Below are 19,100 nucleotides of genomic sequence, written 5' to 3' on the forward strand. Positions count from 1 at the left end.
GGTTTGCGGGACACGCCGTGAATCCGTCCATGGAGGCTTGTAGAAAACATCCATGTTTTCTACAGTCCCGCAAACCCGCCCCCGCCGACCCTCGACGGTGTGTTGGTGGCCACGGGAAGATCAACGGCGGCGCTGTTTCAATTCCATGCGTTACCGGACGCTGGTGCGTTCCGTGCGTTCGTTCGGGAACCGAACCTACCAGCGTCACCGCGTAGTGACACGCCATGCGTGTCCGCCGTTTGCATCCGCACGCGACCATCTGTCGGGGGAGGCCGGCGGGCAGCCCCCGTAGGGACTGTCAAAAACATGGATGTTTTTGCCAAGCCTACAAGGATGTATTTACGGCGTGTCCCGTAGGGGGCTGCCCGTCGACCTCCCCAGCTCGGAAGAACTGAAACGCTGCACTTGGCGCAATACCAACATCAGCGAACAGCGTTCATTTCCTGCTCGATCTCATCAGCACTTCGCGCCAGACCAGCCGTCAGCACGTGATGCCCGCTGTCGGTGATCACCACGTCATCTTCGGTACGAATGCCGATCCCACGCCAGCGCGCTTCCACGCTGCGGTCGTCGGCGCTGATGTACAAGCCCGGCTCGATGGTGAACACCATGCCCGGTTCCAGCAGCCGCGAATCGCCCGCCAGGCGATAGTCGCCCACGTCGTGCACGTCGAGGCCGAGCCAATGGCCGGTCTTGTGCCGATAGAAACGCTGGTAGTGGCCGTCGGCGATGTTCTCTTCCAGCGTGCCCGTGAGCAGGCCCAGCCGCAGCAACCCTTCGGTGAGCGTCTGCACCGCCGCCAGGTGGCCCGCCTCATAGGGCACGCCTGGTTTGGCCTGCGCCAGTGCCGCCGCCTGCGCCGCGCCGACCAGGTCGTGCAGCGCGCGCTGTTCGGCCGTGAAGCGACCGTTTACGGGGAACGTGCGCGTGATGTCACTGGCGTAGCCGCGGTACTCGGCACCGGCATCGATGAGCACCAGCTCGCCATCGCGGCTGCGCGCGTTGTTTGCGCGGTAATGCAGGATGCAGCCGTTGGCGCCGGTACCCACGATGCTGCCGTAGGCCGCCCACGCATCGTTGGCGCGGAACTCGCGCTCCAGGTCCGCCTGCAGCTCGTATTCGTGGATGCCCGGCCGCGCCGCGCGCATCGCCACCCGGTGCGCCTGCACCGTGATGTCGGCCGCGCGCTGCATCAAGGCGATTTCCGCGCTCGACTTGAACAGGCGCTGTTCGTGCAGCAGGTGGCCCAGTTCCAGGAATTCGTGCGGCGGCTGCGCGCCATGCCGCACCTGCGAGCGCACCCGGTTGACCCAGCCGATCAGCTTCAGGTCGAACTCGGCGTCGCGCCCGAAGTGGTAGTACACCCGCGAGCGCCCTTCCAGCAGGCCCGGCAGGATGTCGTCCAGATCGTCGATCGGGTACGCATCGTCCATGCCGTACTGCGCCACCGCGCCCTCCTGGCCAGCGCGTGCACCGTCCCAGGCTTCGCGGTCGGCGTCGCGCTCGCGGCAGAACAGGATCACTTCGCCGTGGCGGCGGCCGGGAATGAGCACCAGCACCGCATCCGGCTCCGGGAAGCCACTCAGGTACCAGAAGTCCGAATCCTGCCGGAACGGATAGTGCGTATCCAGGCTGCGCACCCGCTCGGATGCGGCCGGCAGCACCAGGATGGCGTCATCGCCGGCCATTTCCATCAGCGCCTGGCGGCGCCCCGCGTATTCGGCCGCGGTGATGCCGGTCAACTCGCGGATATCCATCTCAGTTCAGGCGCTGCCGGTGGCGCGCGGCCATCACGCAGTCGCCGTGCAGGATCAGCACCGCCACGCGGATGAACTCTTCGATTTCGGCGAGCGCGTCCTCGTCGTCATCGTTGCCGCTTTCAAAATCCTCGCTCGAAGCCTGGGCCAGCTTGGCCAGGTCATTGAGCGCCTCTTCGCCTTCCTCGGACAGCGCGGGACGCTGCTGGCCCGCGCCCAGGCCGAAGCCGCCCAGGAACGAACGCGCCCAGGTGAACAGCGCATCGGCCTGGGCGGCGGTGTCATCGCTGTCGCTGAGCAGCAGCTCGAAGGCGAAATCGCGGTCTTCCAGCTGCGCCACGCTGGCGCCCAGCAGCCGGTCCAGCGCATCGCCTTCGGCCGGGACCGGCAGGTTGTCGTCGGCCAGCACCCGCGCCGGCCATTCCGCGCCCGGGCGCGCCGCCGGCAGACAGCCAGCCGCACAGGCCCCCGTGGAGCTCCGCGGCAGTAGCGCCCAGGCCCGCCGCCTGGCTGGCCTGGTTTACGTCGTTGACACTCGGAAGTTCGGTCATCTTGGGGCTCGATCTGGTGGGTCGGCGGCGCTGCCGGCAACCCTGGGTTGGCAGCGCCACAGTGTATCAATCCGCCCCCCGTCATTATTAGCTTGACCGCCTCCACCCCCCTTGCCTATCGTGCCGGACATGGAACCCGCCGAAGCCATCGCCCAATTGCAGGCCTTTGCCGCCCGGGTGGAGGCGTTGCTGGACCGCAACCAGCGGCTGGCCGAGGAAAACCGCAGCCTGCGCCACCAGCAGGAACAGCTGGTCAACGAGCGTTCGCAGCTGCTGGCCAAGAACGAGCAGGCCCGCTCACGGGTGGAAGCGATGATCACCCGGCTCAAATCGCTGGAGCAGCACACATGAGCCAGACCGAACCGGTCAGTGTCCGCATCCTGGACCGCGAATACACCGTGGGCGTGGGCGCCGAAGAGCGTGAAAGCCTCACCGCCGCCGCGCGCCTGCTCGATGCCAAGATGCGCGAGATCCGCGGCAGCAACCGCATGGCGGCCGTGGACCGGGTGGCGGTGCTGGCCGCGCTTAACCTGGCGCACGAGCTGCAGCAGCTGCGCGACGACCACGCCCGCCAGGGCGTGGCCCTGCAACAGACGCTGGCCGATCTGAACAGGCGCCTGGACAGGGCCCTGGACGCGGGCTGAGTGCACGCGTTTTTCATTGTTCTGAATTGGCACGTAATCGAACCGACGAACGGGGTATCCGATCCGGTGCGGTTGGCTATAATGGCGACGCGTTCTCTGCTGTGAACGACGGCGTGTGCAAACATTCGCCTTGTCCCTTAATTACGACCACGGGTGCGCGACGTCGCCGGGAGTGCAGGTCCGCCTTGTAGCGGGAAGCCCAATGGAGGCCCAGCGTACCCACTTGAACCCCGGGTTCAAGGTCGTTTCGCACGCATCGTCACCGCGGAGAATGCAGTATTCCTGCAAGAGCGACGTTCCACTGGAACGTCGCTCTTGTTTTATCCGGCCCCAACGGACCCAGGCATGACCGACCCGCGCTCCGCACTGCGCCAGCAGCTGCGCCAACGCCGCCGAGACATTCCCGCCGCGCAGCGCCTGGCCGCCGCCGAACTGCTTGCCGATGCCCTGCTTGCATTGCCCTTCGCGCCCACCCACGGCTTCGTGGCCGGGTACTGGGCACTGGATGGCGAAATCGCACTGCACCGCTGGCAGATGCGCCTGCCCGACACCGCTACCTACTGCCTGCCCGTGCTGGCCGGCGACACGCTGCGCTTCGCGCCGTGGCGCCCGGGCCAGCCGCTGACCAGCAACCGCTTCGGCATTCCCGAACCCGACATCGCCGTGGACGACACCCTGGCGCCCGAACAGATGGCCCTGGTGGTGGCCCCGCTGGTGGGCTTCGATGCGCAGTGCCGGCGGCTGGGCATGGGGGGCGGCTGGTATGATCGCAGCTTCGCATTCCGCAGCCAGCGCCCGGCCCCGCCGTGGCTGGCCGGCGTCGGTTTTTCGGTGCAGCAGGTCGATGACCTGCCCGTGCAGCCGTGGGACGTCGGCGTGGATGCGATCTGCACCGACACCACCACGTACCTTCCCCGATAGAACGACGCATGACCGCACGCAAGCGCTACTGGCTGATGAAGTCCGAACCGGACGCCTTTTCCATCGATGACCTCAAGCGCGTGGGCCAGGAACCCTGGAACGGCGTGCGCAACTACCAGGCGCGCAACTTCATGCGCGATGGCATGAAGGTCGGCGACGGCATCCTGTTCTACCACTCCAACACCAAGGTGCCGGGCATCGTGGGGACCGCCACGGTCGCCACCGAGGCGTATCCGGACGACACCCAGTTCGATCCGAAATCGGACTATTACGATCCCAAGGCCACCCGCGAAACGCCACGCTGGCTGCTGGTGGACGTGGCCTTCGAGCGCAAGCTGCGCGACACCATTTCGCTGGACGAGATCAAGCTGCACGCCGATGCGCTGGGCGAAGGGTTCCCCCTGATCGCGCGCGGCAACCGGTTGTCGATCCTGCCGGTGACCGCCGCGCAGTGGAAGCTGCTGCTGTCGCTCGAAAAACACTGACCTTTTCCTTCACGAGTTTCCCGCCATGTCCGAAGCCAAACGCCTCGCCGCAGAAAAAGCCCTGGAATACGTCGAAGACGGCATGATCGTCGGGGTCGGCACCGGCTCCACCGTTGCCTACTTCATCGACGGCCTGGCCCGCATCCAGCACCGCATCAAGGGCACCGTGTCCAGCTCCGAGCAGAGCACCGCGCGCCTGAAGCAGCACGGCATCGACGTGCTGGAACTCAATCACACCGGCGGGCTGTCGCTGTACGTGGACGGCGCCGACGAATGCGACGGCAACAAGTGCCTGATCAAGGGCGGCGGCGCCGCGCTGACCCGCGAGAAGATCATCGCCGAGGCCAGCGAGCGCTTCGTGTGCATCATCGACCCGAGCAAGCAGGTGCCGGTGCTGGGTCGGTTCCCGCTGCCGGTGGAAGTGATCCCGATGGCACGCAGCCTGATCGCCCGCCGCATCATGGACATGACCGGCGGCCAGCCGGCCTGGCGCGAAGGCGTGGTGACCGACAACGGCAACCAGATCCTGGACATCCACCACCTGCAGATCACCGACCCGGTGGCGCTGGAGCGCGAGCTCAACCAGCTGCCCGGCGTGGTCGCGGTGGGCCTGTTCGCACGCCGCCCGGCCGATGTGGTGATTGTTGGCGGTGAACCGCCGATGGTGTTCTGATATCCCCCGCCGGCACGCCCGTGCCGGCTCTCCTGCGAGGACCGCCCATGCCCTTCATGCGCCTGCTGCTGACGCTGCTGTTGCTGCTCACCTTGTCCGGCTGTGCCAGCGCCGGTGCCAGCCATTGGGTGGAACTGGGCGGGGCCCGCTACCAGGTGGAACTGGCCACCAACGATGAAAGCCGCGCGCGCGGACTGATGTTCCGCGACGAGATGGCGGCCGACCACGGCATGCTGTTCCTGCACGACCGCCAGGAGCTGCAGGCGTACTGGATGAAGAACACCAAGATCGCCCTGGACATCCTGTATTTCGATGACCAGCGCCGCCTGGTCAGCCAGCAGCGCGATGTGCCGCCGTGCTCGGCCGGCGACCGCTGCCCGCCCTACCCCAGCAGCGGCCCGGCCCGCTACGTGCTGGAACTCAACGCCGGCCAGGCCGAGAAGCTGGGCCTGCAGGATGGCGCGGTGCTGACCTTCGGCCCGGGCATCGCCGACAGGCCCTGAACGGCGCTGACGGGCCGCCCCGCCGGCCCGGAAGTTTTCACGCGATCCCGCTTGAATCGGGCCGCGTTTGTCGCCAGTCTGTGTGCATGCAGGCGCCAATGACATTGCCGGCGTGGGACTCCCTGGCCGAACTGGACGACGAGGCGCTGCCGCTGTTGCCCACGGCCCTGCTGATCGCCCGCGACGAATACCCCGACCTGGACCCGCAGGTCTATGACGCGCTGGTGCAGAGCCACGCCGACCACCTGCGTACCGAGGTGGAGACCATCGAGCACTGGCCGCTCAAGATTGCCGCCGTCAATCGCCACCTGTTCGATGAACTGGGCTATGGCGGCGACCACGGCGAGTATTACGACCCGCGCAACAGCTACCTCAACCAGGTGTTCGAACGCCGCCTCGGCAACCCGATCTCCCTGGCCATGGTGCAGATGGAAGTGGCGCGGCGGTTGGGCATTCCGCTGGACGGCGTGTCCTTCCCCGGCCATTTCCTGGTGCGGCTGCCGGTGGACGACGGCATGCTGGTGATGGACCCGTTCAACGGCGGGCGGCCGCTGGACGTGGAGGAGCTGCGCGAACGCGCGCGCTCGCACCTGGGCGGCGAAGTGCCCGATGACAACGTGCTGGCGCAGATCCTGGACGCGGCCCCGGCGCGGGCGATCCTGATGCGGATGCTGCGCAACCTGCATGGCGTGTACGTGGAGCGCAGCGAGTGGGACCGCGCCGCGCGCAGTGCCGACCGCCTGCTGAAGCTGGCCCCGGAACAGGACGATGCCCTGCGTGACCGCGGGCTGGCCTACCTGCAGCTGGATTACCAGGCCGGCGCACGCCAGGACCTGGCGCTGTACCTGCAGCGCAACGGCCAGGCCAATGATGCGCAGTGGGTGCGCGAGAAGCTGGTGGAAATGGGTGGGCGCGTGCCGCGCCTGCATTGACCCGCGTTGCGGATCAATCCATCTCCACCATTTCGAAATCGTCCTTGGTCACGCCACAGTCCGGGCAGGTCCAGGTATCGGGCACGTCTTCCCAGGCGGTGCCCGGGGCGATGCCTTCTTCGGGCAGGCCGTCGACTTCCCTGTAGATGAAGCCGCAGACAACGCACATCCAGGTGCGGAAGGTGGTGGCGGTGGCGTCGGTCATCGGATAATCAGGCGTTGGGCAGTACGGTCATAGGCCATTGTCCCACTCCCGCCGCCCTACCGGTAGCCATCGATGACGCTCCCTGCTTCCCCGGCCGCGCCCGCGCGCGGCGTGTACCTGATCACCCCCGACGAGGCCGATACCGCCCGCCTGCTGGCCCGCGTGGCGCCGCTGCTGGCCGCCGGCCCGACGTGGCTGCAGTACCGCAACAAGACCGCCAGCGACGCGCTGCGCCGTGAACAGGCGCAGGCCCTGCAGGACCTGTGCGCCAGGCACGGCGTGCCGCTGATCATCAACGATGACCCGGCGCTGGCCCACGAGGTCGGCGCGGCCGGCGTGCACCTGGGCGGCACCGACGGCGACATCGGCGCCGCGCGTGCCCTGCTCGGCCCGGCCGCCATCATCGGCGCGTCCTGCTACGACCAGCTGGCCAACGCCGAACGGGCGGTGGCCGCCGGGGCCAGCTACGTGGCCTTCGGCGCCTTCTTCCCGACCACCACCAAGGTCACCAGCAGCCGCGCCCACCCGGACCTGCTGCGGCAAAGCGCCGCACTCGGGGTGCCGCGGGTGGCCATCGGCGGGCTGACGCCGGACAATGTGGGCCCGATCATCGCCGCCGGCGCCGATCTGGTGGCCGTGGTCAGCAGCGTCTTCGCCGCCAACGACCCGGTGGCCACCCTGCACGCTTACCTTGCTTGTTTCCAGGACCCTTCCGCATGAAGCACGACCAGTCCCACGCCCTGTTCACCCGCGCCCAGGAACTGCTTCCGGGCGGCGTCAATTCGCCGGTGCGCGCGTTCAAGTCGGTGGGCGGCGAGCCGTTCTTCGTCGAACGCGCCGACGGCCCGTACCTGTACGACGTCGACGGCAACCGTTACATCGACTACGTGGGCTCGTGGGGCCCGATGATCGTCGGCCACAACCACAGCGCGGTGCGCCAGGCGGTCAAGCACGCGATCAACAACGGCCTCTCGTTCGGCGCGCCCTGCGCAGCCGAAGTGAGCATGGCCGAAACGCTGACCCGGCTGGTGCCGTCGTGCGAGATGGTGCGCATGGTCAATTCGGGCACCGAAGCCACGCTGTCGGCGATCCGGCTGGCGCGCGGCGCCACCGGCCGCAACCGCATCGTGAAGTTCGAAGGCTGCTACCACGGCCACGGCGATTCGTTCCTGGTCAAGGCCGGCAGCGGCATGCTGACCCTGGGCGTGCCGACCTCGCCGGGCGTGCCGGCCGGCCTGAGCGAACTCACCCTGACCCTGCCCTACAACGATTTCGACGCGGCCACCGCGCTGTTCGCCGAACAGGGCGCGGACATCGCCGGCCTGATCATCGAGCCGGTGGTCGGCAACGCCAACTGCATTCCGCCGCGCGACGGCTACCTGCAGCACCTGCGCGCGCTGTGCACGCAGTACGGCACGGTGCTGATCTTCGATGAGGTGATGACCGGCTTCCGCGTGGCCCTGGGCGGCGCGCAGGCGCACTACGGCATCACCCCGGACCTGACCACCTTCGGCAAGATCATCGGCGGCGGCATGCCGGTGGGTGCCTATGGCGGCCGCCGCGAGCTGATGTCGCAGATCGCCCCGGCCGGCCCGATCTACCAGGCCGGCACGCTGAGCGGCAATCCGGTGGCCATGGCCGCTGGGCTGGCAATGCTGGAACTGGTGCAGGAACCGGGCTTCCACGAGCGCCTGTCGGCGGCCAGCGCGCGCCTGTGCGCCGGGCTGGAAGCGGCTGCGGCCGACGCGGGCGTGGCGGTCACCACCAACCAGGTGGGCGCGATGTTCGGCCTGTTCTTCACCGACCAGAAGGTGGAAACCTACACCCAGGCCACTGCCTGCGACACCGCCGCGTTCAACCGCTTCTTCCACGCGATGCTGGAGCGCGGCGTGTTCCTGGCGCCGTCGGCCTACGAGGCCGGGTTCCTGTCCAGCGCGCACGATGACAGCATCATCGACGCAACGATTGACGCCGCGCGCGAGGCGTTCAAGGTCGCCAAGGGGTAAGCGGCAGCACGGGTTGTGTTCGGCATCAGCCGAACACAAACCTGCCTTTCATCATCGCGAAGTGCCCGGGGAACGAGCAGAAGAACGTGTAGTCTCCGCCCTTGCGCAATGCGGCGGTAGAGAACGTCACGCTGGTGCTCTGCCCGCCACCGATCACCGCCGTATGTGCCAGCACCCGAGGATCCTTCTTCGGCAGGTAGCTGTCGGCCAGCGTCATCCGCATACCGGCCATCGCCACCGGTTGATAGTCCGCCGCTTTGGTCAGCACCCAGTTGTGCCCCATTGCCGTGGCCGCCAGCTTGCCGGTGTGGCGCAGGGTCAGCTTCACCTGGCTGCAGTCGCCGGCCACCTTGATCTCCTTGCTGCTGAAGCTCATCTGGTCGGTGCTGTCGATGCTGACCGCACACAAGCGCGCCTGCGCGGCGGGCGCCAGTGCCAACCCGGCCAGGATCATGGGGACAAACAGTTTCACGGCGTTCTCCATCCTTCAGTCACTGCAATTCTAGGCAGCCCGATGCAGGGCGTGGTGCGACGGGATGTCGCAGCGAACCCCGACAGTGCGGTAACGTCGGCTGTCGCTTCGCACGTGAGTGGAACATGCCGGTTGCCCTGGACTGCCTGCTGCTGGATTTCGATGGCGTGCTGGTCAACTACGCGCGGCACCTGCGTGTGCGCCACCTGGCCGAGGCCTGCGGATGCACGCCCGCGCAGGTGCACGCGGCACTGTTCGACAGCGGACTGGAGCAGCAGTTCGACCTGGGGCTGGACAGTGGCAGTTACCTGCAGCACCTGGGCGATGCACTCGGCGTGACCATCAGCCTCGCCCAATGGCAGGACGCGCGCATTGCCGCCTCGCCGCCGCAGACCGGCGTGGTCGAGCGCGTGCAGCGCATCGCGCAGGTGATGCCGGTCGCCATCCTCACCAACAACGGCGCACTGATGGCGCAGACCATTCCGCGCATCCTGCCTGCGCTGGCGCCGATGCTGGAAGGGCGCATCCTGTGCAGTGGCGAACTGGGCGGCCGCAAGCCAGACCCGGCGGTGTTCCTGAAAGCGGTGGAACGGCTCGACGCACGTCCCACCCGCACCCTGTTTGTCGACGATCTGTTCGTCAATGTGCGCGGCGCCCGCCTGGCGGGCCTGCATGCCGATACCGCGAGCGACAGTCGCAGTTTCGGCAAGCTGATGCACCGGTTCGGCATCAACGCCTGACGACGGGCAGTGCCCGGCGTCAGGCGGCGTTACCTCAGCGCGACGCGATGAACGACTGGACGGCTGCCCGCAGCCGCTTCAGGCCTTCGGCAATCTCTTCATCGCTGATGTTCAACGACGGCACGAACCGCAGCACGTCGGGCCCGGCCTGCAGCGTCAGCAGCCCGTGCTCGGCGGCATGGTCGAGGATGGCCCCGGCCTGCCCGGCGAAATCCTTGTCCAGCACCGCGCCCAGCATCAAGCCGCGGCCGCGCACCTGGCTGAACACCTTGAACTCGTCATTGATCTTGCCCAACCCATCGCGCAGCGCCTGCGACTGGCGGCTCACATTGCGCGCGATCTCCGCAGAGGACAGCTTGCGCAGCGCCACGCGCGCCACCGCCGCCGCCAGCGGGTTGCCGCCGAACGTGGTGCCGTGCGCGCCGAACTGCATGCTCTCGGCCACCTTGGGGCCGGCCAGCATCGCGCCGATCGGGAAGCCGCCACCCAGCGCCTTGGCCAAGGTCACGATGTCCGGCTTGATCTCATCCTGCCAGTGCGCGAACAGGGTGCCGGTGCGGCCCATGCCGACCTGGATTTCGTCCAGCACCATCAGCGCGTTGTGCTGGTCGCACAGCTCGCGGATGCGCTTCATGAAGCCCGGCTTGGCCGGCATCACGCCGCCCTCGCCCTGGATCGGTTCCAGCATCACCGCAGCGACGTCGCCGGCGGCCATCGCCGTTTCCAGCTGCACCTCATCATTGAAGTCCACGTAGCGGAAGCCACCGGGCAGCGGCTCGTAGCCTTCCTGGTACTTCGGCTGGGCGGTGGCGGTCACCGCGGCCAGCGTGCGGCCATGGAAGCTGCCGCGGAACGTGACGATGACGCGCTGGTGGGCCGGGCGGCCCTGCGAGGAGGCCCACTTGCGCACCAGCTTGATCGCCACTTCGTTGGCTTCGGCGCCGGAATTGCACAGGAACACCCGCTCGGCGAAGCGCGAGGCGGTGACCAGCTCTTCGGCCAGGCGCAGCGGCGGTTCGCTGTAGAACACGTTGCTGGTGTGCCACAGCTTGCCGGCCTGCTCGATCAGCGCGGCCTTCAGGTCCGGATCGTTGTGGCCCAGGCCGCACACGGCGATGCCGGCGGCCAGGTCGATGAACTCACGGCCCTGGTTGTCCCAGACCCGGGCGCCCTGGCCACGTTCAAGCACCACCTGGCGCGGCTTGTACACCGGCAGGTAGTAATGCGACAGGGACAGGAGCGGATCGGGGGCAGCGGCGGTCATGGCGGTCAGGGGTCCGGGAAAGGCTCCATTCTCCCCCTCCACCGGCTGGGGCACAATGCGGCCCATGCACCCCTTCCGCGCCCCCCAGCTCAATCCCGCCACCGAATCCGGCTGGCGCCGGACCTGGTTCGACATCATCTACCGCCACGACACCCGGCCCTCGCGCAATTTCGACCTGCTGCTGGTGTACGCCATCATCGCCAGCGTGCTGGTGGTGATGTTCGACAGCGTGCAGCGTTTCCACATCGAGCACGCCAGCTGGCTGTACGTGGTCGAGTGGGGGTTCACCATCCTGTTCACCGCCGAGTACCTGCTGCGGCTGGTGGTGGTGAAGCGGCCGCTGCGCTATGCCTTCAGCGTCTGGGGCATCATCGACCTGGCCTCGATCCTGCCCACCTACCTGTCGTTGTTCATTCCCGGTGCGCAGAGCCTGCTGGTGGTGCGTGCGCTGCGCATCCTGCGCGTGTTCCGCATCCTCAAGCTGACCCGCTACATCGAAGAAAGCGGCGTGCTGATGGAATCGCTGTGGCGCAGCCGGCGCAAGATCCTGCTGTTCCTGTTCACGGTGGTCACCATCACGATCATCGCGGGTACGTTGATGTACGTGATCGAAGGGCCCAACCATGGGTTCACCAGCATTCCCAGCGCGATGTACTGGGCGGTGGTGACGATGGCGACGGTGGGCTTTGGCGACATCGTGCCGCAGACGGTGCTGGGGCGGTTCGTGACCTCAGTGTTGATCCTGATTGGTTACAGCATCATCGCGGTGCCCACGGGCATCTATACCGCCGAGCTGGCCAACACCATGCGCGATGCCGAGCGTGCCGCCAAGCGCGATGCGCGTGGATGCCCGCAGTGCGGGCTGGAAGGGCATGAGGCAGAGGCGAAGCATTGCCGCGCGTGTGGGGCGCGGTTGCCGGAGACGTTCAATCAATGAGAATGGATGGATCATTGGTGCGTAGATCCACGCCCTGCGTGGATGCTCTTCGTTCCGGGGTCATGAACGCCTGACGGTCTGCTTCGGATCGTCTAAACGCCGGCAGCCAATCGTAGGCCCACGCATATGGCTTCGGACGCTTGTGCCGCGCTGCGCGCGGTGTCCACGCAGGGCGTGGACCTACGAATTGTTACGTGCGCAGGACGATTCCGTAATCAAAAGCGGCGTTCGTGCTGGCGTCGATATACGTGTTGCGGATCAATCGAGGAACAGATCCGGCAACAGCGGGCGCATCGGATCTACCGCGTACCCACTCAGGTCGGTGATCCCGGCCTCGGCCAGCACCTCGTCGTCGAGCAGGAACTGGCCGCTGAAGCCGGCGGCCTCGCGGGTCAGTACCGCGTGCGCGGCATCCGCGAGGATCTCCGGGGTGCGGCAGCCGCCGATGTCCACGCCGGGAATCATGTTGATTGCGTCAGTGGCGATCACCGTGCGCGGCCACAGTGCGTTGACGGCCACGCCTTGCGGACCGAATTCGGCCGCCAGGCCCAGGGTGACGAAGCTCATGCCCATCTTGGCCAGCGTGTAGCCGGTGTGCGGGGCCCACCACTTCGGGTCCAGGCTCGGCGGCGGCGCCAGGGTGAGGATGTGCGGATTGGGCGCCTGCAGCAGGTGCGGCAGGCAGGCCTGCGCGCACAGGAAACTGCCGCGTGAATTGACCTGCTGCATCAGGTCGAACCTCTTCATCGGTGTATCCAGCGTGCCGCGCAGCCAGATCGCGCTGGCGTTGTTGACCAGAATGTCGATGCCGCCAAAGGTATCCACGGTGGCGGCCACCGCTGCGCGCACCTGGTCTTCTTCGCGGATGTCGCACTTCAGCGCCAGGCCCTGCCCGCCCGCAGCGGTGACCGCTTCGGCTGCGCTGTGGATGGTGCCCGGCAGTTTCGGATTGGGCACGGCGGACTTCGCCGCAATGGCCACGTTGGCGCCGTCGCGCGCGGCGCGCAGGGCGATGGCCAGGCCGATGCCGCGCGAGGCGCCGGTGATGAATAGGGTTTTCCCTTGCAGACTGGCCACGTCGATCAACTCCTGCGAATTCATGATCGGCCAAGTATGCCGCGCCCACGCGCAATTAACCGCCCCTTGACGATAGTTACTGCCCCGGTTACTGCTGCGAGGTATTCACCATGCGCCGTTCCCGCTGTTTGTTCATTGCCGTCGGCGTGATCCTGATCGCCACTGCCTGCCAACGCGAGCCCACCGCCGCCGCGCCGGATGCAGCATCCGCAGGCGCCGCCAGCAGCCCCACCGCGCAATCCCCCGCCAACGGCACCCTGCGCTGGAGCAATGCGGTGGTCTGGAGTGGCGACCTCAATGCCTGCCGCCAGGGCGAAGCCGCGGCCACCCGCGAGTGCTTGATGAAGGCGATGTTGGCCGGTGGTGCAAGCGACGATGCCGTCACCGCCGCCGAGCAGCTGAGCAGCGCCGGCGAACTGGCCCATGTGGTGGCCTGGCATGACCAGGATGGCGTCGGCGTAGCCACCGTCAATTACCCCTTCCGCGCCAACACCAACGAAGGCACCCGCCTGATCGATGCCAGCGGCAAGCGCATCGATGTGGACAACGTGCAGCTGGACGACACGCTGCGTGCCGACCCGGGCGTACAGGCACTACTGGCCACCGATCCGCAGGCGACACCGTTCGCCCCGGCGCAGGCGGCGGGCACCGCCCCGCTTGACGGCGGCGGCGTTCGCCTGCTGTACCGCACGCCACTGCGCGAGTGCCACGCCTGCCCCGACCTGGGAAGCGTGCAGATGGGCTATGACTTCGACGCCAAGCGCAATTTCATCGCGCAGCAGCTGGTGCCCGTGGCACCGTAAGCATGTTGGTGCATCAGAGTCCGTAGAGGGAATCAAAGAATTCCCTCCAGACCCGTGCGACCGGTTGCCGTGCTCCGCGCCCCAGCGCGGCAATGACGGTTGCGACCACCGCGCACAACAGCAGAACGCCACACACAAGCAGACCCACCCAGCCGGACAGCGCGTAATACGCCCAGATGCCGAGCGCGAGGGCTGCCAGTGCGAGGGCTATGTGGACCGTCTTGTGCATGGTTTATTCCCCTATCCCAGGATTCCTGTGCCGCACCATGTCCGGTACCTGCCACGCCAAGTCATGGCTTCGGCCCCTGCCCTTCATTGTCTTCCCAGTGCAGGATCTTCCGGGTCACGAACCGGTACACCGGCTTGCCGGTGCGGAACCACAGGTCGCGTACCCACGAGTGGCGCTTGAGTACGCGCTTTTCCACCGGGGTGAGTGACTCGCGGCAGTACATGCGCTTGTGCTTGAGCAGGTGGCGCAGGTCTTCGCGGGCCAGCAGGCGCATCCAGCGCGAGCGCGGGTTGCCGATCACGGCCAGCTGGAAGTCGATCAGCGCCGGGCTGCCGTCTTCGCGCACCAGCCAGTTCGCTTCCTTGGCGAGGTCGTTGTGGGCGATGCCGTGGCGGTGCACCCGCTGCAGCAGCCGGCGTGCGGCGCGGAAGTACGCGAGATCGCCACGCGGCGGGCGCTGGTACATCGCGTCACCGGCCATGAAGCTGCGGTCCAGCCAGCGGCCGTTCCACGCCAGCAGCGCCGGGGTGTCGGGCATTCCATCCAGATGCGCCAGCGCGCGGGCTTCACGCCGGGCCAGCCACCAGGCCGGCAGCCGCAGCCACCACGGGGTGGCGAGCAGGTCGCGGCGGACGAAGCGCGTGCCGCCCTCTTCCATCAACAGGATGCGGCCGAAGCTGTCGGCCTTCAGGGCATGTGCGGCAGGCGGGAGCGGGCGGTTCATGGTGGCCATTCTAGCTGGCGGGCAGTCAGTCACTTTGACCCCTCTATAATCCCCCGATGGACTCGTCATGGATCGATGCCACGCTTGCGTGGATCTCAGCTCACCCCGTGCTTGCCGGTGCGGTCATCTTCCTCATCGCCTTCTGCGATGCCGTCATCGTGCTTGGCGCCATCGTGCCCGCGCTGCCGCTGCTGTTCGCGGTGGGCGTGTTCATCGGCCTGGGGCAGATCTCCGGACCGTACGCCGTGGCGTGCGCGGCGCTGGGCGCGTTCGCCGGCGATGGCATCAGCTACTGGATCGGCCGGCGCTGGGGTGACCGCCTGCGCGGCTTCTGGCCGTTCAGCCGCTACCCGCAGCTGCTCGACCGGGGCGAGACGATGTTCCGCCGCAATGCGTTCAAGAGCATCCTGGTGGCGCGCTATGTAGGCGCGATCCGCCCGTTCGTGCCGGCCATCGCCGGCATGATGAACATGCCGGCCATGCGCTACGTGCAGGCCAGCGGCATCGCCAGCCTGTCCTGGGCGGTGCTGTTCCTGGCCCCGGGCTGGGTACTGGGCGAGGCTTACGACGCGGTGGCTGCGGTGGCCGGGCGGCTGGTGATGGTGCTGGCGCTGGTCGGCGTGGTGATGGGCGTGGTCTGGGCGATCGTGCTGTACGGCTACCGCTGGTCGGCCGCGCGCATGGACAGCTGGCTGGCCGGCCTGCTGCGCTGGTCGCAGCGCCACCCCACGCTGGGCCGCTATTCGGTGTCCGTCTTCGACCCGCAGCGCCGTGAATCGGTGCCGCTGGCGATGCTGGCGTTGATGCTGCTGTTGCTGGGCTGGTGCTGGTTCGCGCTGCTGATGGCGGTGGTGGCCCATGGCGAGCCGCTCAGCCTGGACCTGGCCGTGCACCAGGCGATGCTGGCGCTGCGCAATCCGCTGGCCGATTACCCGATGGCGGCGCTGGCCTCGCTGGGCGCCTGGCCGGTATTGCTGCCGGCCACTGCGGTCACGATGGGCTACCTGATCTGGCGCCGGCGCTGGATGGCCGCCGCGCACTGGCTGGCCGCGCTGGCCTTCGGGCTGGCGCTGACCAAGCTGCTGGGCGCCACGGTGACGGTGGTACGCCCGCCAGGGGCGAGCAGCGGCTTCGGCTTCCCATCGGTGTCGGTGACCATGGCCACCATCACCTTCGGCTTCTTCGCGGTGCTGATCGCGCGCGAGCTGCCCGGCCGCACCCGCGTATGGCCCTACCTGCTGTCGGGCATCATCGTCAGTCTGATCGGCTTCTCGCGGCTGTACCTGGGCGCGCACTGGCTGAGCGACGTGGTGGGCGGGATGCTGTTCGGCATCTTCTGGCTGCTGGTGCTGGGCATCGCCTACCGCCGCCGCTTCAACCGCTCGTTCTGGGTCAAGCCGGTGTCGTGGCTGTTCTACGGCACCTTCGCGGTGGCCGCGCTGTGGTACGCACCGCGCAACATCGCGGTGAAGCTGGAACGCTTCGAACCCGCACAGCCCGCACCGGCCAACGTGGCCGCGCAGGACTGGTGGGGCAGCCAGTGGCGCACCCTGCCCTCGCGCCGCAATGAATTCGATGATGACCAGCGCTGGCCGCTGGATGTCCAGGTGGCCGGGCCGCTGGCGCCGCTGCGCGAGCGCCTGGAAAGCCAGGGCTGGCGCGTGCAGCCGCAGGCCGGGTGGGAACAGGCCCTGCTGATGCTGGACAAGTCGGCCACCCCGGACGAAGTGCCGGTGCTGCCGGCCACGCTGGATACGCAGGTGGAATCGCTGCTGCTGCTGCGCCCGGGCAATGCGCCCAACGAGATCTTCGCGCTGCGCCTGTGGCCGGCCGCCACCCAGCTGCAGCCCGGCGACCAGCCATTGTGGCTGGGCAGCGCGCAGACGCTGCACTACCAGCACTTCCACCTGATCGGGATGTGGCGGCCGATGCGCGGCATCGATCCGTCGCTGAAGGCGGTGCGCGAGGCGCTAGAAGGGTTGCCGCAGCAGGTCGACACGCATCCCGAGACCGGGATGCCCGTGTTGAGGGTCCGAACGTACTGACCTACCAGTTTTCGTCGATCGGCGTTGAGTTGGCCGGCATCCAGCGCAGCAGCGCGTCCAAGCGCTGGTGCGGGTCGTCGTGCTGCAGCAGCTGCAGGCGCTGCGACTCTTCCAGCGGCAGCAGTTCGGCCAGCCGCCAGCCCACCCATGCCGCCTGGTCCAGCAGCGCCGGGTGCGCGGGCGCGAACGCGGTGCCGGCCTGTTCGATGATGTGGCCCAGCACGGTGGACAGCAGCGCGTGTTCCGGGCGCAGTTCGTCGTCGTGGTCGGGCGTGCTCCATTCCACTTCGGCCATGATCAGGCCGTTGTCGCGCACACGTACCTGACGCACATGGAACCGGCGATGGCCGCGCAGGCGCAGCACCAGCACGCCGTCATCGCCCATGTCGAAATCGTCGATGCGCGCTTCAACGCCGTGCGCGGCCGGTGTGGCCGGGGCGCCGACCTCGTTGCCGTCCAGGATCAGGCAGACCCCGAAGTGGGTGTTGGCGCGGCTGCACTCGCGCAGCATGTCCAGGTAGCGGCGCTCGAATACGCGCAGGCCCAGCGTGGCGCCGGGCAGCAGCACCGCGTGCAGCGGGAACAGGGGCAGCGTGGCGATGGAATCGGTCATGGCCAACCGATTATCGCGCCTGCAGCTGGGCCAGGAAACGGCGCGGCGCGCCGTCGAAGCCGCCGTTGGACATGAACACCACATGGTCGCCGGGCTGCACGGTGGCCCCCAGTCGTGCCAGCAGTGCGTCGGTATCGGGCACGGCGTGCGCCTCGCCGCGCACGGCGGCAATCACGCTGGCCGCATCCCAGGCCAGTTCCGGCCGGTGCAGGAACACCACGGCGTCGGCCAGCGCCAGCGAGGGGGCCAGCGCATCGGCGTGTGCGCCCAGCCGCATCGAGTTGCTGCGCGGCTCCATCGCGACCACGATGCGGCGCGCGCCGACCTTGGCGCGCAGGCCTTCCAGGGTGGTGTGGATGGCGGTGGGGTGGTGGGCGAAATCGTCGTAGAGGGTGATGTCGTCGGCCACGCCGATGACTTCCATGCGGCGTTTGACGCTGCGGAAGTTGGCGAGCGCGGGAATCACGGCGGCCGGTTCAACGCCCACCGCATGCGCAGCGGCGAGTGCCGCCAGGCCATTGAGCACGTTGTGGCGTCCCAGCAGCGACCAGCGCACTTCGCCCAGCGCCACGCCACGGTGGTGCACGATGAAGGCGCTGCCATCGGCATTGACGAGCTCGGCATGCCATTCCAGCCCGGGATCGAAACCAAACCGCTCCACCGGGGTCCAGCAGCCCATCGCCAGCACTTCAGCCAGATGGGCGTCTTCGCCGTTGACGATCAGCCGGCCGCGCGCAGGCACGGTGCGCACCAGGTGGTGGAACTGGCGCTGGATCGCGGCCACGTCCGGGAAGATGTCGGCGTGGTCGTATTCGAGATTGTTGAGGATCGCCACCAGCGGACGGTAATGCACGAACTTGCTGCGCTTGTCGAAGAACGCGGTGTCGTACTCGTCGGCCTCGACCACGAACTCACGGCCCTGCCCCACGCGGGCGGACACGCCGAAATCTTCGGCCACGCCGCCGATCAGGAAGCCCGGCTCGCGGCCGGCGGCCTGCAGCAGCCAGGTCAGGATGGTGGTGGTGGTGGTCTTGCCATGGGTACCGGCCACGGCCAGCGTGTCGCGGCCCGGCAGCACCTGTTCGGACAACCACTGCGCGCCGGAGATGTAGCGCTGCCCGGCATCCAGCACCGCTTCCACGGCCGGGTTGCCGCGCGACAGCGCGTTGCCGACCACGACCTCGTCGCAATCGCGGGCCACGCTGTCGGCGCGATAGCCGGGGTCCAGGGTGATGCCCAGCTGTTCCAGCTGGGTGGACATCGGCGGATAGATCGCCTGGTCGCTGCCACGGACCGTATGGCCCAGTTCCCGCGCAAGGGCGGCCACGCCGCCCATGAAGGTGCCGGCAATTCCAAGAATGTGGATCGTGCTCATACCCGATTGTCGCCCAAAGCCCACTATGAAGGGGAGACGTGAGGCATCTGGGGGATAGCCCCCTGAGTCAGGGGGCGGCCGCGCAGCGGCCGGGGTATGGAGGCAAAAAATGGGGCCCACTGTTTGCGCAGCAAACTGTGGGAC

General features: G+C 67.7%; 22 protein-coding genes, 1 other RNA gene and 1 pseudogene. 14 read left to right on the forward strand and 10 right to left on the reverse strand.

What is annotated here, in order from left to right:
* Positions 1–422 precede the first annotated feature (422 nt).
* Both QMX79_RS14245 and QMX79_RS14250 read right to left on the reverse strand, forming a co-directional pair.
* The gene (locus tag QMX79_RS14245; RefSeq protein WP_282247343.1) at positions 423–1,751 is read right to left on the reverse strand and encodes an aminopeptidase P N-terminal domain-containing protein; all 1,329 of its coding nucleotides are present in this window, start codon (positions 1,749–1,751) and stop codon (positions 423–425) included.
* A 7-nt stretch (positions 1,752–1,758) separates the two neighbouring features.
* Positions 1,759–2,308, reverse strand: a pseudogene (locus QMX79_RS14250) (UPF0149 family protein).
* A gap of 129 nt (positions 2,309–2,437) precedes the next feature.
* On the opposite strand from QMX79_RS14250, the gene QMX79_RS14255 reads away from it, so the two are divergent.
* From QMX79_RS14255 to QMX79_RS14290, 8 genes are all read left to right on the forward strand, one after another.
* Entirely contained in the window at positions 2,438–2,659 is a 222-nt protein-coding gene (locus QMX79_RS14255; RefSeq protein WP_282247322.1) for a TIGR02449 family protein, read from the forward strand.
* On the forward strand, positions 2,656–2,952 hold the full coding sequence (locus QMX79_RS14260) for a cell division protein ZapA (protein ID WP_068853895.1): 297 nt from the start codon (positions 2,656–2,658) through the stop codon (positions 2,950–2,952). The genes QMX79_RS14255 and QMX79_RS14260 overlap by 4 nt, the downstream gene beginning before the upstream one ends.
* A gap of 90 nt (positions 2,953–3,042) precedes the next feature.
* A non-coding RNA gene (gene ssrS, locus QMX79_RS14265) (6S RNA) lies at positions 3,043–3,227 on the forward strand.
* 70 nt (positions 3,228–3,297) lie between these two features.
* Positions 3,298–3,873: a 5-formyltetrahydrofolate cyclo-ligase gene (locus QMX79_RS14270; RefSeq protein ID WP_282247324.1), complete on the forward strand. Its 576-nt coding sequence runs from the start codon at positions 3,298–3,300 to the stop codon at positions 3,871–3,873.
* Between the two features lie 8 nt (positions 3,874–3,881).
* Entirely contained in the window at positions 3,882–4,358 is a 477-nt protein-coding gene (locus tag QMX79_RS14275; protein WP_282247325.1) for an EVE domain-containing protein, read from the forward strand.
* A 25-nt stretch (positions 4,359–4,383) separates the two neighbouring features.
* Complete coding sequence (rpiA, locus tag QMX79_RS14280) at positions 4,384–5,031, forward strand: ribose-5-phosphate isomerase RpiA (protein WP_282247326.1); 648 nt, start codon at positions 4,384–4,386, stop codon at positions 5,029–5,031.
* A gap of 47 nt (positions 5,032–5,078) precedes the next feature.
* Entirely contained in the window at positions 5,079–5,534 is a 456-nt protein-coding gene (locus QMX79_RS14285; protein WP_282247327.1) for a DUF192 domain-containing protein, read from the forward strand.
* Positions 5,535–5,620: 86 nt separating this feature from the next.
* On the forward strand, positions 5,621–6,466 hold the full coding sequence (locus QMX79_RS14290) for a SirB1 family protein (protein ID WP_282247328.1): 846 nt from the start codon (positions 5,621–5,623) through the stop codon (positions 6,464–6,466).
* A gap of 13 nt (positions 6,467–6,479) precedes the next feature.
* Here QMX79_RS14290 and QMX79_RS14295 read toward each other — a convergent pair whose 3' ends face one another.
* Positions 6,480–6,671: a rubredoxin gene (locus tag QMX79_RS14295; RefSeq protein ID WP_282247329.1), complete on the reverse strand. Its 192-nt coding sequence runs from the start codon at positions 6,669–6,671 to the stop codon at positions 6,480–6,482.
* Between the two features lie 72 nt (positions 6,672–6,743).
* On the opposite strand from QMX79_RS14295, the gene thiE reads away from it, so the two are divergent.
* Entirely contained in the window at positions 6,744–7,391 is a 648-nt protein-coding gene (gene thiE, locus QMX79_RS14300) for a thiamine phosphate synthase (RefSeq protein ID WP_282247330.1), read from the forward strand.
* On the forward strand, positions 7,388–8,677 hold the full coding sequence (gene hemL, locus QMX79_RS14305; protein WP_282247331.1) for a glutamate-1-semialdehyde 2,1-aminomutase: 1,290 nt from the start codon (positions 7,388–7,390) through the stop codon (positions 8,675–8,677). The genes thiE and hemL overlap by 4 nt, the downstream gene beginning before the upstream one ends.
* A gap of 25 nt (positions 8,678–8,702) precedes the next feature.
* On the opposite strand, the gene azu is transcribed toward hemL, so the two are convergent.
* Positions 8,703–9,161, reverse strand: coding sequence for an azurin (gene azu, locus QMX79_RS14310; RefSeq protein ID WP_282247332.1), 459 nt, complete (start codon positions 9,159–9,161; stop codon positions 8,703–8,705).
* Positions 9,162–9,274: 113 nt separating this feature from the next.
* On the opposite strand from azu, the gene QMX79_RS14315 reads away from it, so the two are divergent.
* The gene (locus QMX79_RS14315) at positions 9,275–9,889 is read left to right on the forward strand and encodes an HAD-IA family hydrolase (protein WP_282247333.1); all 615 of its coding nucleotides are present in this window, start codon (positions 9,275–9,277) and stop codon (positions 9,887–9,889) included.
* Between the two features lie 34 nt (positions 9,890–9,923).
* On the opposite strand, the gene QMX79_RS14320 is transcribed toward QMX79_RS14315, so the two are convergent.
* Positions 9,924–11,153: an acetylornithine transaminase gene (locus tag QMX79_RS14320; protein ID WP_282247334.1), complete on the reverse strand. Its 1,230-nt coding sequence runs from the start codon at positions 11,151–11,153 to the stop codon at positions 9,924–9,926.
* Between the two features lie 64 nt (positions 11,154–11,217).
* On the opposite strand from QMX79_RS14320, the gene QMX79_RS14325 reads away from it, so the two are divergent.
* Complete coding sequence (locus QMX79_RS14325; RefSeq protein ID WP_282247335.1) at positions 11,218–12,090, forward strand: ion transporter; 873 nt, start codon at positions 11,218–11,220, stop codon at positions 12,088–12,090.
* 258 nt (positions 12,091–12,348) lie between these two features.
* On the opposite strand, the gene QMX79_RS14330 is transcribed toward QMX79_RS14325, so the two are convergent.
* On the reverse strand, positions 12,349–13,191 hold the full coding sequence (locus QMX79_RS14330) for an NAD(P)-dependent oxidoreductase (RefSeq protein ID WP_282247336.1): 843 nt from the start codon (positions 13,189–13,191) through the stop codon (positions 12,349–12,351).
* Between the two features lie 86 nt (positions 13,192–13,277).
* On the opposite strand from QMX79_RS14330, the gene QMX79_RS14335 reads away from it, so the two are divergent.
* The gene (locus QMX79_RS14335) at positions 13,278–13,970 is read left to right on the forward strand and encodes a hypothetical protein (protein WP_282247337.1); all 693 of its coding nucleotides are present in this window, start codon (positions 13,278–13,280) and stop codon (positions 13,968–13,970) included.
* Between the two features lie 13 nt (positions 13,971–13,983).
* Here QMX79_RS14335 and QMX79_RS14340 read toward each other — a convergent pair whose 3' ends face one another.
* Positions 13,984–14,199 carry a hypothetical protein gene (locus QMX79_RS14340; protein ID WP_282247338.1) on the reverse strand — a complete coding sequence of 72 codons (216 nt, stop codon included), beginning with the start codon at positions 14,197–14,199 and terminating at the stop codon, positions 13,984–13,986.
* A 61-nt stretch (positions 14,200–14,260) separates the two neighbouring features.
* Complete coding sequence (locus tag QMX79_RS14345) at positions 14,261–14,923, reverse strand: serine/threonine protein kinase (protein ID WP_282247339.1); 663 nt, start codon at positions 14,921–14,923, stop codon at positions 14,261–14,263.
* 56 nt (positions 14,924–14,979) lie between these two features.
* Between QMX79_RS14345 and QMX79_RS14350 the strand changes: the two genes are divergently transcribed.
* Positions 14,980–16,968 (forward strand): bifunctional DedA family/phosphatase PAP2 family protein, encoded by a 1,989-nt coding sequence (locus QMX79_RS14350; protein WP_282247340.1) that lies wholly within the window; start codon positions 14,980–14,982, stop codon positions 16,966–16,968.
* A 1-nt stretch (position 16,969) separates the two neighbouring features.
* On the opposite strand, the gene QMX79_RS14355 is transcribed toward QMX79_RS14350, so the two are convergent.
* Complete coding sequence (locus tag QMX79_RS14355) at positions 16,970–17,581, reverse strand: LON peptidase substrate-binding domain-containing protein (RefSeq protein WP_282247341.1); 612 nt, start codon at positions 17,579–17,581, stop codon at positions 16,970–16,972.
* A 10-nt stretch (positions 17,582–17,591) separates the two neighbouring features.
* Entirely contained in the window at positions 17,592–18,956 is a 1,365-nt protein-coding gene (mpl, locus tag QMX79_RS14360) for a UDP-N-acetylmuramate:L-alanyl-gamma-D-glutamyl-meso-diaminopimelate ligase (protein ID WP_282247342.1), read from the reverse strand.
* Positions 18,957–19,100: the final 144 nt, after the last annotated feature.

Source organism: Stenotrophomonas sp. PS02300 (assembly GCF_029959395.1).
Lineage (GTDB): Bacteria > Pseudomonadota > Gammaproteobacteria > Xanthomonadales > Xanthomonadaceae > Stenotrophomonas > Stenotrophomonas maltophilia_AD.

Bases quoted from the DNA above. Each gene is read 5' to 3' on its own strand.
- azu (WP_282247332.1), bottom strand. From the start codon at position 9,161: ATGGAGAACGCCGTGAAACTGTTTGTCCCCATGATCCTGGCCGGGTTG.
- QMX79_RS14260 (WP_068853895.1), top strand. From the start codon at position 2,656: ATGAGCCAGACCGAACCGGTCAGTGTCCGCATCCTGGACCGCGAATAC.
- QMX79_RS14295 (WP_282247329.1), bottom strand. From the start codon at position 6,671: ATGACCGACGCCACCGCCACCACCTTCCGCACCTGGATGTGCGTTGTC.
- QMX79_RS14345 (WP_282247339.1), bottom strand. From the start codon at position 14,923: ATGAACCGCCCGCTCCCGCCTGCCGCACATGCCCTGAAGGCCGACAGC.
- QMX79_RS14320 (WP_282247334.1), bottom strand. From the start codon at position 11,153: ATGACCGCCGCTGCCCCCGATCCGCTCCTGTCCCTGTCGCATTACTAC.
- QMX79_RS14325 (WP_282247335.1), top strand. From the start codon at position 11,218: ATGCACCCCTTCCGCGCCCCCCAGCTCAATCCCGCCACCGAATCCGGC.
- thiE (WP_282247330.1), top strand. From the start codon at position 6,744: ATGACGCTCCCTGCTTCCCCGGCCGCGCCCGCGCGCGGCGTGTACCTG.
- QMX79_RS14350 (WP_282247340.1), top strand. From the start codon at position 14,980: ATGGACTCGTCATGGATCGATGCCACGCTTGCGTGGATCTCAGCTCAC.
- QMX79_RS14315 (WP_282247333.1), top strand. From the start codon at position 9,275: ATGCCGGTTGCCCTGGACTGCCTGCTGCTGGATTTCGATGGCGTGCTG.
- hemL (WP_282247331.1), top strand. From the start codon at position 7,388: ATGAAGCACGACCAGTCCCACGCCCTGTTCACCCGCGCCCAGGAACTG.
- QMX79_RS14330 (WP_282247336.1), bottom strand. From the start codon at position 13,191: ATGAATTCGCAGGAGTTGATCGACGTGGCCAGTCTGCAAGGGAAAACC.
- QMX79_RS14285 (WP_282247327.1), top strand. From the start codon at position 5,079: ATGCCCTTCATGCGCCTGCTGCTGACGCTGCTGTTGCTGCTCACCTTG.
- QMX79_RS14335 (WP_282247337.1), top strand. From the start codon at position 13,278: ATGCGCCGTTCCCGCTGTTTGTTCATTGCCGTCGGCGTGATCCTGATC.
- mpl (WP_282247342.1), bottom strand. From the start codon at position 18,956: ATGAGCACGATCCACATTCTTGGAATTGCCGGCACCTTCATGGGCGGC.
- QMX79_RS14355 (WP_282247341.1), bottom strand. From the start codon at position 17,581: ATGACCGATTCCATCGCCACGCTGCCCCTGTTCCCGCTGCACGCGGTG.
- QMX79_RS14290 (WP_282247328.1), top strand. From the start codon at position 5,621: ATGCAGGCGCCAATGACATTGCCGGCGTGGGACTCCCTGGCCGAACTG.
- QMX79_RS14275 (WP_282247325.1), top strand. From the start codon at position 3,882: ATGACCGCACGCAAGCGCTACTGGCTGATGAAGTCCGAACCGGACGCC.
- QMX79_RS14270 (WP_282247324.1), top strand. From the start codon at position 3,298: ATGACCGACCCGCGCTCCGCACTGCGCCAGCAGCTGCGCCAACGCCGC.
- QMX79_RS14255 (WP_282247322.1), top strand. From the start codon at position 2,438: ATGGAACCCGCCGAAGCCATCGCCCAATTGCAGGCCTTTGCCGCCCGG.
- rpiA (WP_282247326.1), top strand. From the start codon at position 4,384: ATGTCCGAAGCCAAACGCCTCGCCGCAGAAAAAGCCCTGGAATACGTC.
- QMX79_RS14340 (WP_282247338.1), bottom strand. From the start codon at position 14,199: ATGCACAAGACGGTCCACATAGCCCTCGCACTGGCAGCCCTCGCGCTC.